This is a genomic window from Pelobacter propionicus DSM 2379 (genome assembly GCF_000015045.1).
Lineage (GTDB): Bacteria > Desulfobacterota > Desulfuromonadia > Geobacterales > Pseudopelobacteraceae > Pseudopelobacter > Pseudopelobacter propionicus.
Genome location: NC_008609.1, coordinates 1,678,264 through 1,692,142, shown reverse-complemented (window position 1 = coordinate 1,692,142; position 13,879 = coordinate 1,678,264). Strand labels below are relative to the sequence as shown.

Annotated in this window: 10 protein-coding genes; 8 read left to right on the top strand and 2 right to left on the bottom strand. The window is 61.6% G+C overall.

From position 1 onward, the window contains the following. Positions 1-281 precede the first annotated feature (281 nt). Positions 282-1,226 (bottom strand): chemotaxis protein CheV, encoded by a 945-nt coding sequence (locus tag PPRO_RS07885; RefSeq protein WP_041532662.1) that lies wholly within the window; start codon positions 1,224-1,226, stop codon positions 282-284. A gap of 178 nt (positions 1,227-1,404) precedes the next feature. Between PPRO_RS07885 and trpE the strand changes: the two genes are divergently transcribed. The 8 genes from trpE (at position 1,405) to PPRO_RS19430 (ending at position 12,588) form a co-directional block, all read left to right on the top strand. Further along, positions 1,405-2,880 carry an anthranilate synthase component I gene (gene trpE, locus PPRO_RS07880; protein WP_011735487.1) on the top strand — a complete coding sequence of 492 codons (1,476 nt, stop codon included), beginning with the start codon at positions 1,405-1,407 and terminating at the stop codon, positions 2,878-2,880. A 1-nt stretch (position 2,881) separates the two neighbouring features. After that, positions 2,882-3,457, top strand: a complete 576-nt coding sequence (locus PPRO_RS07875) for an anthranilate synthase component II (protein ID WP_011735486.1) — start codon at positions 2,882-2,884, stop codon at positions 3,455-3,457. A 159-nt stretch (positions 3,458-3,616) separates the two neighbouring features. Next, positions 3,617-6,277, top strand: coding sequence for a valine--tRNA ligase (locus tag PPRO_RS07870; RefSeq protein ID WP_011735485.1), 2,661 nt, complete (start codon positions 3,617-3,619; stop codon positions 6,275-6,277). A 103-nt stretch (positions 6,278-6,380) separates the two neighbouring features. Next, positions 6,381-7,247: an NAD(+)/NADH kinase gene (locus PPRO_RS07865; RefSeq protein ID WP_011735484.1), complete on the top strand. Its 867-nt coding sequence runs from the start codon at positions 6,381-6,383 to the stop codon at positions 7,245-7,247. Positions 7,248-7,343: 96 nt separating this feature from the next. After that, the gene (gene recN, locus PPRO_RS07860; RefSeq protein WP_011735483.1) at positions 7,344-9,014 is read left to right on the top strand and encodes a DNA repair protein RecN; all 1,671 of its coding nucleotides are present in this window, start codon (positions 7,344-7,346) and stop codon (positions 9,012-9,014) included. A gap of 301 nt (positions 9,015-9,315) precedes the next feature. Beyond that, positions 9,316-10,434 carry a cytochrome c3 family protein gene (locus tag PPRO_RS07855; protein WP_011735482.1) on the top strand — a complete coding sequence of 373 codons (1,119 nt, stop codon included), beginning with the start codon at positions 9,316-9,318 and terminating at the stop codon, positions 10,432-10,434. Beyond that, positions 10,431-11,096 (top strand): cytochrome b/b6 domain-containing protein, encoded by a 666-nt coding sequence (locus tag PPRO_RS07850; protein WP_011735481.1) that lies wholly within the window; start codon positions 10,431-10,433, stop codon positions 11,094-11,096. Before PPRO_RS07855 ends, PPRO_RS07850 begins: the two co-directional genes overlap by 4 nt. A 52-nt stretch (positions 11,097-11,148) precedes the next feature. Beyond that, positions 11,149-12,588: a cytochrome c3 family protein gene (locus PPRO_RS19430; protein WP_011735480.1), complete on the top strand. Its 1,440-nt coding sequence runs from the start codon at positions 11,149-11,151 to the stop codon at positions 12,586-12,588. A gap of 57 nt (positions 12,589-12,645) precedes the next feature. Here the strand turns inward: PPRO_RS19430 and dinB are convergent, their stop codons facing one another. After that, positions 12,646-13,878, bottom strand: a complete 1,233-nt coding sequence (gene dinB, locus PPRO_RS07840) for a DNA polymerase IV (RefSeq protein ID WP_011735479.1) — start codon at positions 13,876-13,878, stop codon at positions 12,646-12,648. Between the last annotated feature and the right edge of the window lies 1 nt (position 13,879).

Genomic DNA, 13,879 nt, shown 5'->3' with positions numbered 1-13,879 from the left:
CGGAAGGTTCCCCCCCGGCTCCTGAACCCGCACCTGGTGCGGCTGCATAAAAAAAGCCGGGGAGACTTCCGTCTGCCCCGGCTTTGTGGTGTGTGATGGTGCTGCTTCGCGTGAATCTACACCCCTACCCGGGCAGACGGCTGAAAATAAAAGCCGTACCAAAAGTAAAAGGAATAGTTCGTAAAGAAGCGCTCTGAATTCATGCCAGTCACTAAAACACAGCAATCAAACGGTTGTCAAGACAAAATCCACCACGGGCGCTAGGGATGCGGAAACCCCGTCTACTGGCCGGTCAGTTCATCGGCAACCCTTACCAGATCAGGCAGGTCGGGCTTGGTGAGGATGTGGTTGGCGCCCAGCCCGATCCATTTACGCTTATTGTCCTCCGAGGCCAGGGAGGAGAAGATCACCACCGGAAAGTCCTTAAGCGCCTCGTCCTTGCGGATCAGCGAGGTGAGGTGCAGACCGTCCATCTGCGGCATTTCCACATCGGTGATCACCAGACTGAGGATGCTTCTGATATCCGTGCCATCCTGTGCGCAGCATGCAAGCTTTTTCTGAATGAGGTCCCAGGCCAGGGCGCCGTTTTCCGCCTCCTCCACAACATAACCTGCAGCGCGCAGGGAAGCGCACATGGTGTTGCGTATGAACAGCGAGTCATCGGCCACCAGTATGGTCTTCTGGGAGCGGTCCGCGTTCGGATCTCGTTCCAGCAGATCTGCGCTGTTCATGGGCCTGAGGGCGCTCTGGGAGCAGAGTTCGCCCACGATCTTCTCGAAATCCAGGAGCAGGATGATACGGTCCTCCATCTTCACCAGGCCGGTTACCTGTTCGCTGTGCACCGACCGTGACGGCGGCTCCACGTTCTTCCAGGAGATACGGTAGATACGGGAAACCGAGTGCACCAGTACCCCCACCATCAGGTTGTTGAACTCCAGCACCACCACCCGGTCAGCCACCAGGTCACCGGTGTCCTTGCCCAGCACCTGGGCCAGGTTGATGATGGTGATCACCTTGTCGCGTAGCTTGATCATCCCCTCGACGCCCGGCTTGGCGTTGACCACCTTGGACATCTGCGGCAGGCGGATTATTTCACGGACCTTGGCCACATTGACCCCGTAGTAACAGGGGATCACATTTCCATGCCAGTCCATCTCGTCGATCCTGAATTCGACGATTTCCAACTCGTTGGTGTCGCTTTCCAGCAGAATCTTGTCACTCTTCATGTTCATGTTCGCCCCCCCTGAAATACCTGACAACAGCTATCCGTATACCACTGATTGAGTAATTCCGCAATTTTACATTAAAAAGGACCGTAAACGTGCCGTGGCGGCCATCCTTGACAGGCCATCACGCCTATGCTAGCTTGTAAACCCTTTGCAATTTCAAATCTTTGGAGTCAGCATGGCCTGCCCCGATTTTACTACATTCCTGGAATTATCAAGCCGCGGCAACCTGATACCGGTATACCGGGAGATCATGGCGGATATGGACACCCCCGTCAGCGCCTTCAGAAAGCTGGATGACGGCCGTTTTTCCTTTCTGCTGGAGAGTATCGAGGGTGGTGAAAAATGGGCGCGCTACAGTTTTCTCGGCTCCACCCCCTCCATGATCGTCCGCTCCAAGGGGAGTTGCGTGGAAATCATCGAGGACGGCGTGACCACCACCCTGTCCAGTGACGACCCACTGAGATGCGTCCGTGATGTGATGGCCCGCTTCACCCCCGTGGAGGTGGAGGGACTGCCGCGCTTCTTCGGCGGCGCGGTCGGCTACCTGGGCTACGACATGGTGCGACACTTCGAGCATCTGCCGACCACGAAACCGGCTGTCATCGACGCCTACGACACCTACCTCTTAATAACCGACACCATCGTGATCTTCGACACCATGAGCCAGAAGATAAAGGTGGTCTCCAACGCCCATGTCAGCCAGGGCAAATCCCCCCGCCAGGCCTATGACGAGGCCATCGCCAACATAGAGTCCATCGTGAAGCGGCTGCGCATGCCCCTACCGGACATGACCGTGCCCCCCAGTGCCCGGCGAACGGAACTGCGCTCCAACATCAGCCGGGAGGAGTACGAGGCAGGCGTTGAAAAAGCCAAGGAGTACATCCGGGCCGGCGACATCATCCAGGTCGTCCCCTCCCAGCGCTTCAGCGGAAAACTGGAGGCCGACCCCTTCGACGTCTACCGGGTCATGCGCACCCTCAACCCCTCCCCCTACATGTTCTTCCTGCGTCTTGACGGCACCATCATCGCCGGCGCCTCGCCGGAAGTCATGGTGCGCAAGGAGGGGACCGGCGTGGAACTGCGTCCCATCGCCGGCACCCGCCCGCGGGGCGTCAGCGGCGAGGAGGACATCCGCCTGGCGGAGGAACTTTTGGCCGACCCCAAGGAGCGGGCCGAACATGTCATGCTGGTTGACCTGGGCAGGAACGACCTGGGCAGGGTCTGCGAGACCGGCAGCGTGAAGGTGTCCGAGCTGATGGTCATCGAACGCTACTCCCACGTCATGCACATCGTCTCCAACGTGCAGGGAGAGCTGAAGCCGGAGAGCGACGCCTTCGACCTGGTGCGGGCAACGCTTCCGGCCGGCACCCTCTCGGGGGCGCCCAAGATCAGGGCCATGCAGATCATCGACGAACTGGAGCCGGTGCGCCGGGAAGTCTACGGCGGCGCGGTGGGGTACTTCTCCTTCTCCGGCAACATGGACTTGGCCATCACCATCCGCACCCTGGTGATCAAGGACGGCATGGTACACCTGCAGGCCGGCGGCGGCGTGGTGGCAGACTCGGACCCGGCCGCGGAGTGGCAGGAGACTGTCAACAAGGCCATGGCCGCGCGACGGGCCATCGAGATCGCCGAGGGAGGGCTGGAATAAAATGCTTTTGATGATCGACAACTACGACTCCTTCACCTTCAACATCGTCCAGTACTTCGGTCAACTGGGTGAAAATGTGCGGGTGCACCGCAACGACAAAATCACCCTTGATGAGATTGAAACCATGCGCCCCCAGCGGCTGGTCATATCCCCCGGACCCTGTTCCCCCGAAGAGGCCGGCATCTCCGTGGCAGCCATCAGGCACTTCGCCGGCAAGATCCCGATCCTGGGGGTCTGTCTGGGGCACCAGGCCATCGGCGCCGCCTTTGGCGGCAACGTGGTACGCAGCGTGTCGCTGATGCACGGCAAGACCTCCCCCATCCACCACGATGGCAGGGAACTGTTCCAGGGCCTAGCCAATCCCTTCCAGGCCACCCGCTACCACTCCCTGGTGGTGGACCGCCCCACCTTGCCGGACTGCCTGGAGGTGACCGCCTGGGTGGACAACGGCGAGATCATGGGACTGCGCCACCGGCAGCTGCCCATCTGGGGGGTGCAGTTCCACCCCGAATCGATCCTCACCGAGGGGGGCATGGAGATGCTGGCCAACTTCCTGCGCATCAGCGCACATCGGTGAGAAGTGAAGCGTGAGGTCTCTTTCCCCCTCACTCCTTACCCTTCACCGATGTATGCCAATACCAGAACATATCGTTATTTCGGGGGAGAAGGGCTGCATATGCCCCCGTATTTTTTTAGTGCGTGATTGCAAATAATTCCAGGAACGGTATTTCGACACATGACCAGAGAACTTGCCAAAGGCTACGAGCCCCACGACGTTGAAAAGAAATGGTACGCCGAGTGGGAAGAGAAGCACTACTTCCACGCCGACGCCACCTCCGACAATAAACCCTATTCCATCGTCATCCCCCCCCCCAACGTGACCGGCGCCCTGCACATGGGACATGCCCTCAACAACACTATGCAGGACATCCTCTGCCGCTGGAAACGGATGCAGGGGCACAACGTACTCTGGATGCCCGGCACCGACCACGCTGGCATCGCCACCCAGAACGTGGTGGAGCGCCAGCTGGCCGCCGAGGGCATGGACCGCCACGACCTGGGACGGGATGCCTTCATCCAGCGGGTCTGGAAGTGGAAGGCGGAATCGGGCGGCCAGATCATCGGCCAGCTGAAACGCCTGGGCGCCTCCTGCGACTGGGAGCGGGAGCGCTTCACCATGGACGCGGGGCTCTCCAAGGCGGTGCGCACGGTGTTTGTGAAACTCCACCAGGACGGCCTGATCTATCGCGACAACCGCCTGATCAACTGGTGCCCCCGTTGCCACACCGCCCTCTCCGACATCGAGGTGGAACACGAGGAGCAGAAAGGGCACTTCTGGCACATCCGCTACCCGGTGGTGGGCGAGCCGGGACGCTTCGTCATCGTGGCTACCACCCGCCCGGAAACCATGCTGGGGGACACGGCGGTGGCGGTGCATCCCGAGGACGAACGCTACAGCGACCTGGTGGGCAAGAAAGTGCTCCTGCCGCTGGTCAACCGTGAGATCCCGGTGGTGGCCGACGACTACGTTGACCGCGAGTTCGGCACCGGCGTGGTCAAGATCACCCCGGCCCACGACTTCAACGACTTCGAGGTCGGCCTGCGCCACGGACTGGACAAGATCAACGTTTTCGACGAATCGGGGGTCATCAACGCCGCCGGCCACCAGTACGAGGGGATGGACCGCTTCGCCGCCCGCGAACGCATCGTGGCCGACCTGGAGCAGGCCGGCCTCTTGGACAGAATCGAAGACCACGCCATGTCGGTGGGCGGCTGCTACCGCTGCAAGACCGTCGTTGAGCCCTATCTGTCGCTGCAGTGGTACGTCAAGGTCGGCCCGCTGGCCGAGCGCGCACTTCAGGCGGTGAAGGAGGGAAAGACCCGCATCCTACCGAAACAGTGGGAGAATACCTACTACGACTGGATGGAGAATATCCGCGACTGGTGCATCTCGCGCCAGATTTGGTGGGGACACCGCATCCCGGCCTGGTTCTGCGACCACTGCGGCGGCGTGACCGTAGCCATGGAAGATCCCACCAGCTGCTCCGCTTGCGGCAGCGACGAGATCCACCAAGAGACCGATGTGTTGGACACCTGGTTCTCCTCGGCTCTCTGGCCCTTCTCCACCATGGGATGGCCCGACAAGACCCCCGAGCTGGAGCGTTTCTACCCCACCTCCTGTCTGGTCACCGGCTTCGACATCCTCTTTTTCTGGGTTGCCCGCATGATGATGATGGGGCTGCACTTCATGGACCAAGTCCCCTTCACGGACGTGTACATCCACGCCCTGGTGCGCGACGCCCACGGCCAGAAGATGTCCAAGTCCAAGGGGAACGTGATCGACCCGCTGACCATCATCGACCAGTACGGCACCGACGCCTTCCGCTTCACCCTGGCCGCCTTTGCCGCCCAGGGGCGCGACATCAAGCTGGCCGAGGAGCGCATCGCCGGCTACCGCAACTTCTGCAACAAGGTCTGGAACGCGGCCCGCTTCACCCTGATGAACCTGGACGGCTTCGATCCGGACGGCATCACCCTGGGTGAGCTTTCCCTCTCGGCGGGAGACAAGTGGATCCTGCACCGCCTGAACGAGACCGCACGCCTGGTGGACGAGAGCCTGACCGGCTACCGCTACAACGAGAGCGCCTCGGCGCTGTACCAGTTCACCTGGAGCGAGTTCTGCGACTGGTACCTGGAGCTGTCCAAACAGGATCTGTACAACGGCACGCCTGAACGCAAAAAGACCAGCCAGTACGTTCTCTGGTATACTCTCGACCATCTGCTGCGGCTATTGCACCCCTTCATGCCCTTCATCACCGAGGAGATCTGGCAGGCCCTGCCCGGATCCAAGGCATCGCCGACGATCATGCAGGCCCCCTTTCCCATGCCGGCCGACGAGCGGAGTTTTGCCCAGGAGGCGGCGGCCATGGAGCGGGTCATGGAGGTTATCGGCTCCATCCGCAACATCCGCGGCGAGATGGACGTCCCCCCCAGCAAACAGATCGCCACGATCCTCTCCTGCGCCAACGCGGCGAGCCTGGAACTGATGCAACAGAGCCAGAGCGCCATCGTCAACCTGGCCCGCATTTCCGACCTGACCATCGGCCAGGGGCTGGAGAAGCCGGAAGACGCCTCCATCCAGGTTGCCGGCGACGTGCAGATCTTCGTGCCGCTCAAGGGGCTGGTCAATGTGGAGGAAGAGGAGAAGCGCCTCTCCAAGGAGATCGCCAAGATCGAGAAAGAGATCGACATGTTCTCCAAGAAGCTGCAGAACCCCAGCTTCGTGGACCGCGCACCGGCCGAGGTGGTGGCCAAGGAGCGGGAGAAGCTGGCCGAGGTAACCGGCAAGAAGCGGGTGCTGGAAGAGAGCCTGGAGAAGATCAGGAAACTCAGGTAGCCCGAGGCGCCCTCGCATCAGAAGATGTATCAACCCCAAAACCAGCAACCAGCCACAGAGTTCTGTGGCTGGTTGCTCTTTCCGGGATCAACGAGCAGCCAGCATGAGCATGCACCTAAAATATGTCGCCATATTCGCCAAGGTACACGACCCCCGCTGCCAGGAAGTAGCCACCGAGCTGATCTCCTGGCTGGAACGGAAGAACTGCGTCCACCTGATCGAGGAGCACCTGGCCCGCCATCTCCTGCGTAACGACGGCATGACCCACGAGGAGATCCTGAGCCAGGCCGAGATGGTGGTGGTGCTGGGGGGGGACGGCACCCTGCTCTCCACGGCGCGCCTGTTCTATGGCAAGGAGATCCCCATCCTGGGGATCAACCTGGGCAGCCTCGGTTTTCTGACCGAAGTCACCGTGGAGGCTCTCTACGGCGAGCTTGAACTCTGCCTGACGGGAAACCAGCGCAGTTCCCGGCGCATGATGCTGGAGGTCAGCATCCTGCGCGAGGGCAAGCCGATCGAGAAATGCCCTATCCTGAACGAGTTGGTGCTCAACAGGACCGGTATCCTGGCCCGCATCGTCAACCTGAAGACGAGAATCGGCAACCACATCCTGACCAATTTCAAGGCCGACGGACTGATCGTCTCCACCCCCACCGGCTCCACCGGCTATTCCATGTCCGCCGGCGGCCCGATCGTCCATCCCCAGGTGAGCTGCATCGCCATAACCCCCATCTGCCCACACTCCCTGACCAACCGTCCCGTCGTGGTCCCGGATGAATCGGTCATCACCATCACCGTCACCTGTCCCCACGACGACAAGGTCTACCTGACCCTGGACGGCCAGGTGGGCTTCGAGCTATTGCAGGGTGACACAGTGGAGGTGCGCAGGGCCCCCTCGATCACCAATCTGGCCGTACCCCGGAAACTGGATTACTTCGAGGTACTGCGGACCAAACTGAAGTGGGGATAAATCGGTTCAATGCTCGCGGTTCAGGGTTCATGGTTGACGTCACTCATACCTCTGAACGTTGAACCTCGAACCACGAATCACATACCAGGTGTTATTATGCTGACCGACCTGTCCATCACCAATATAGCCATCATCGATTCGCTGCACCTCTCCCTCAAACCGGGCCTGACCATCCTGACCGGCGAGACCGGGGCCGGCAAATCGATCATCATCGACGCCGTGGGGCTGATCATGGGGGGACGCGCCTCGGCCGATCTGATCCGTTCCGGCTCGGACGAGGCCGTGGTGGAGGCAATCTTCGACATCTCGGATATGTCCGAGCTGTCGCAGCTGCTCAGCGACTCCGGTTTCCCCTGCGAAGCTGAACTGCTGGTCAAACGCTCCATCTCCCGCGCCGGAAAGAACCGCATCTTCATCAACGGCGCCATGGCAACCCTGACCCTGCTCTCCGACATCTCCCGCCGCCTGATCAACATCTATGGACAGCATGAATCCCAGACCCTGCTCAGACCGGAGAACCAGCTGCTGCTCCTGGACCTCTTTGCCGGAAACACTGATCTGCGCGGAGCTTTCGCCAGCCTGTATGCAAAGCTGCAGACAGTACGGGAGCGCCTAGCCCATGCGGACGAACGGGAGCGCGAGGCGGCCCGCAGGCTGGACCTGCTGTCGTTCCAGTCCCAGGAGATAGCCGGGGCAGAGCTTCGGGACGGTGAGGAGGAGCAGCTGGAGGAAGAACGCCAGCTGCTGGCCAACGCGGAGAAACTGGGGGGAGCCAGCGCCGAGGCGTTCGAACTGCTCTACGGCGGCGATGGCGCCCTTCTGGGTCAGCTGCGCAGGATAAGCAACGCCATCCGCGAAATCGCCGCCATCGACCAGACCCTGGGGGAGACGGCAACCTCCTTGGAAAACTGCTACCTGCAGCTGGAGGACGCCGCCATGACCCTGCGCGGCTATGCCTCCCGGGTCGAGGCGGACCCGCTCTCCCTGCAACGCGTCGAGGATCGTCTGGACCAGATCAACCGACTCAAGCGCAAGTACGGCCCGACCATCCGGGACATCCTGGAGTTCCAACAACAGGTCGACGGAGAGCTGGAACAGATCCGCGACCAGGAGCATGACCGGGAGGCGCTGCAGGGCCAGTGCGACCGGCTGGAGAAGGAGCTGCGCCGCTGCGGAGCGGAACTGAGCCGACAACGCGCGGCCGCGGCGGACGCGTTGAAGCAGGCCCTGGAAAACGAGGCGCGCCAGCTTGCCATGAAGAACGCCGTCATCGAGGCCGACCTGACCCTGCTGGACGAACCGCGCCCCACCGGATTCGAGCGCATGGAGCTGCTCTTCTCCCCCAACGCCGGAGAGCCGCCGCGCCCCCTGGCAAAAATCGCCTCGGGCGGCGAACTGTCGCGCCTGATGCTGGCCTTCAAGCAGGTCCTGCCCGAGGGGGACGTTCCCACCCTGGTATTCGACGAGGTGGACAGCGGCATCGGTGGCGCCACCTCGGAAACCGTGGGCAGGAAGCTGAAGAGGGTTGCCCGGCGCCAGCAGGTGCTTTGTATCACCCACCTCCCCCAGGTTGCGGTGTTCGCCGACCAGCATCTGCACGTTGCCAAGCGGGTCGACAACGGCCGCACCGCCACAGCCGTCACCCCCCTGGACAAGAAAGCCCGCATCGAGGAGATCTCCCGCATGCTGGGAGGCGCAGTCATCACCGACACCACCCGCAGCCACGCCGGCGAGCTGCTGGCAACGGCCAGGAGTTCATCACCATGACCGCTGCCATCACTATCGGCGTCAGCGCCTGTCTGCTGGGCCAGGAGGTGCGCAACGACGGCGGCCATTAGCATGACCGCTACCTCACCGACACCCTGGGGTGCTTCTTCCATTTCGTGCCGGTCTGCCCGGAGGTCTGCTGGCCGAACCCAGCAGGAGCCGTCATACGGTCAACGCCAATTTTTGAATAATCACGACGCATATAGTAGAATTTGTTTCATGAAATCGTTTTCGCCGCACACAGCGGCGGACAGGCATGATCCATCAGCGGCACCTCATTGGGAAAGGAGTCCGCATAATCATGGAAAGAACCGTGCGAAAAAAGGCGCCACGACTCCGCCTTCTGCTTGCGTTCCCGACCCTGCTGCCGCTGATCGCGTCAGTGGTCATGGTGGCGGCAATGACCGATGTCCGGGCTGAAATCGGCCCGGAAAACGAACGCTGCCTGCTCTGTCATAACGACAAGAAGATCATCACGATGGGGGGCAAGCACCTCTTTATCGATTCCAGCGTATACGCCGCCACCACCCACTCCTACATCGGCTGCAGGTCCTGCCACACGGCTATCAACGAGATTCACCCCAACGACACCCCCAAACCGCCCCGCCCCACCAGGGCCACCTGCCGGGAATGCCACCTGCCGATCCACGCCGAGTACGCAAAGAGCCTGCACAGTTCCAAGGCCAGCTGCACCGACTGCCACAATCCCCATGCGGTCAAGACCCCACTGTCGATTTCAGGCAAGGATATCAACGACATGTGCGCCAAGTGCCACAACCTGAAGAAGGTCGTTGCCACCCACATCACGTGGCTCCCCCAGGCCGACCTGCACATCGACGCCCTCCCCTGCATCACCTGTCACACCGGCTCCAAAAACTTCGTCATCACCATGGCCATCCAGACCCGTAAACCGGGGGAACCGGCCAGCGCATTCAGGCTGGCCACCCACGAAGAACTCTCCCGACTGCTTCCCGAGGGGAGCGAACTGGGCAGCCTGATCGACCGCGACAACGACCGCTTCATCTCCCTGGATGACTTAAGAGCCTTCAACAGCCAGGTCAGGCGCAAGGAGATGCGTCTGTGGGGGATGATGACTCCCGAGGTGGTTTCCCACACCTACGACATCCAGGACAACCGCTGGGACTGCACCTTCTGCCACGCCGCGGGTCCCGGCGCCATGCAGACGAGCTACGTGGCCCTCCCGGACAAGAGCGGGGGGTACACCAGAATGGCCGTGGAACGGGGCGCAATCCTGGACATCCTCAACGGCACCCCCGACTTCTACATGATGGGCGCCACCCGCAGCAGGGTCCTCAACATCATCGGCGCCCTGATCATAGCGGCCGGACTGATGATGCCCATCGGACACGGAACCGGACGCCTGCTGACCCGTGCCAGACGAAGGAAGCCTCAGCCATGAAAGAGACCGAATACATCTACCTGACCCCCCTGCCGATCAGGATCTGGCATTGGCTGAACGCCTTCGGCTTCGTCGTCCTGGCACTCACCGGCCTGCAGATCAGGTTTCCCGAATACGTGGACATCTTCGGCGACTACAAGAACGCCATCCGGCTCCACAACGCCGCCGGCTTCGTCGTCTCCGCCTCCTACCTGCTCTGGTTCGGCTACTACCTGTTCATCGCCCGGACACTGACCAAACTCTACATTCCCACCCTGGAGGATATCCGCAGCGGCATCTTCCGCCAGGCCCTGTACTACTTCTTCAACTACTTCATGGGGCGCCCCAATCCCCATGTCAGCACACCGGAGGATAAGTTCAACCCGCTGCAGAAGACGGTCTACCTGGTTATCATGATCATCCTGCTTCCCCTGGTGATCCTGTCCGGCTTCCTTTTGATGTACGTCACCCCCCTGCGGGGAATCATTCACCTGGTGGGGGGCATCAAGACCCTGGTGAGCATCCACTTCCTGCTGGCCTGCGGTTTCTGCTCGTTCCTCTTCGTGCACATCTATCTGGCCACATTGGGGCACACCCCCTTTGCCCATTTCAAACCCATGTGGCACGGCTGGGAGGAGCGAAAAAAGGAGCACGAAGGGAAGGATCACGAGGAACAACCATGACGCAGGCCAAGCCGGGATGCCGCGCCGGCCGGAGACCTGCCCTGGAGAACCTATGATACGCGTTGCCATGTATGCGATGATCCTGCTGCTTACCGCCACCGCCCCGGCCGGGGCGGCCGTCCAGGTGCGGGATGTGACCTTCCAGACCAGGGACGCGGGCACGGTGCTCTTCAGCCACAGCGTTCACATGGGCCACAAAAACATGGCCAACAACTGCCGGGCCTGCCACTACGGAATCTACAACCTGAAGCAGAAGAGCAGATTCACCATGGCCGACATGGCGCGGGGAAAATCCTGCGGCGCATGCCACAATGCCAGGGTCAGCTTCTCCCTCAAACAGTGCAGCCGCTGCCACCAGACAAAAGAGATCGTCTACCAGGTCAGTGCCACCGGCGCCACCCACTTCAGCCACAAGAAACACCTGGAAACCAGCCCCGATTGCGCCAGGTGCCATCCAGGCCTGTTCGCGGCGGGCCCCAACAGACGGGCAACCATGGTCGACATGGAGAAGGGCAGGTCGTGCGGCGCATGCCACAACGGCAAAAGCGCCTTCGGGCTCTCCCGCTGCACCAGCTGCCACCCGGTCAAGGAGATCACCTTCCGGTCGCGGGAGGCCGGGCCAACCATCTTCAAGCATGCCCAACACATCGAGTCCCACCACTGCAGCGACTGCCACCCCTCCCTGTACGCCACCAAACGGAGGGGCGCCAGGGTCACCATGGCTGAAATGGAAAAGGGAAAGTCCTGCGGTGCATGCCACAACGCCAAGGTCAGCTTCTCCCTCAAGCAGTGCAGCCGCTGCCACCAGGTCAAGGAGATCGTCTACCGGGTCAAGGCCACCGGCGCCACCCACTTCAGCCACAAGAAGCACCTGGAGATCAGCCCGGACTGCCGCGGCTGTCATCCGCGGATCTTCGTGGCCGGCGCCAACAAACGGGCCACCATGGCCGATATGGAAAAGGGAAAATCCTGCGGCGCATGCCACAATGGCACGAACGCCTTTGACGTCAAGAGCTGCACCACCTGCCACCCGGCGGATGACATACTCTTCAAGGTAAGGGAAACCGGCCCGACGCACTTTCCCCACGCCAGGCACATCGAGGCCCACCACTGCGGCGACTGCCATACCCGGCTCTATCCCACCACCCGCCGGAGCAAGAAGGTCAGCATGGCCGAGATGGAAAAGGGGAAATCCTGCGGCGCATGCCATAACGGCACCAACGCCTCCCCCCTGACCAGGTGCGCCACCTGCCACCCCACCAAAGAACTGGTCTTCGAGGTCAAGGAGAGCGGCAACGTCAGCTTCAGCCACACATTCCACGGCGAGATCTACAAGTGCGGCGAATGCCACCCGGCGCTCTACGCCACCACGCGGAGCACGGTCATGGTGAGCATGCAGGAGATGGAAAAAGAGAAATCCTGCGGCGCATGCCACGAGGGGAAGAACGCCTTCTCCGTTGCCGGGGACTGCGAGAAGTGCCACAAGATGTGAACCTCGGGGGAGAGAGCGGTTCAGCTCTCTCCCCGGGCAGCCTCACTCCTCACCCTCTCAGCGCACATCCACGTTCCTGATCCCCTGCGGCCGCCAGGCCGGGGAGATAACCTGGCTCCCCTTTTCCCGGCTGGTCAGGAGGCTTCCGAAGGTCAGGGTGAAATCGCCAAAACGGTCGTTGACCTCATCCATGGCCCGCACCATGCGGGACCTGCGGCGCTCATCCTCGAAGAGGGGTAACTGTTCGCCCTGGTGCCGCAGGTTCGTCAGCCTGACCCCCAGAAGCCGCACCGCCTGGGGCAATTCCAACGTATCAAGAATGGCCACCGCCGCCCGGTAGATATCCTCGCTGCGACTGATGTATCCCGGCAGTGTCTCCTGCCGGCCGACGCTGGAATAGAAATCGGCGAAGCGGACGTACAGGTGGACCGTCCTGCCGGACACGCCGTAACGCCGCGCCCGCCTGCCGACCATCTCGGAGAGCTGCAGCAGGAATTTCAGGATATCCTGGCGCTGGAGGATATCACGCGCCAGGGTCATGGAGTGCCCCACGCTCTTGACCTCCTCCTGTTCCTCCTGGGGTATGACCGGGCTGTCGTCGATCCCCTGCCCCATCTCCTTCAACCGTTTGCCGACGATGCCGAATCTGCGGGTCAGGCGCTCCTCGTCACAGCGCCCCAGCTCTCCACAGGTGCGGATGCCCATCAGCAGCAGATTCCGCTCCATGCTCCTGCCGATTCCGCACAGTTCCGCCACCGGCAACCGCTCCATGGTGCGCGTAATCTCCCCAGGCTGAATAACGGTCAACCCGTCCGGCTTCTTCATGTCGCTGGCCATCTTGGCCAGGAGCTTGTTGGGGGCGATGCCGATGGAGCAGGTGAGGCCGAAGGTGTGCAGGATGCGCGCCTTTATCAGGCAGGCGATGCGTTCCGCGCTGCCGAACAGGTTGAGACTGTGGGTGACGTCCAGGAAGGCCTCATCGATGGAAAAGACCTCCAGTGCAGGGGTGTATTCTCCCATCATCTCCATGATCCGCCGGGAGGTTGAGGTGTACTTGCGGTTGTCCCCCACCACCAGGGTCAGCTGCGGGCAGCAGCGTCTGGCCTCCCAGATCGCCATACCGGTTTTGACCCCCAGCCGCCTGGCCTCGTAGGAGGCCGTGGTTATGACGCTGCGTGCGCCGGAACCGACCACGGCGATCGGCTTGCCGCGCAGCTCCGGGTTGGCCTGTTGCTCCACCGAGGCGAAGAAGGCATTCATGTCCATATGAAGAATGACGCGACCGTCCATC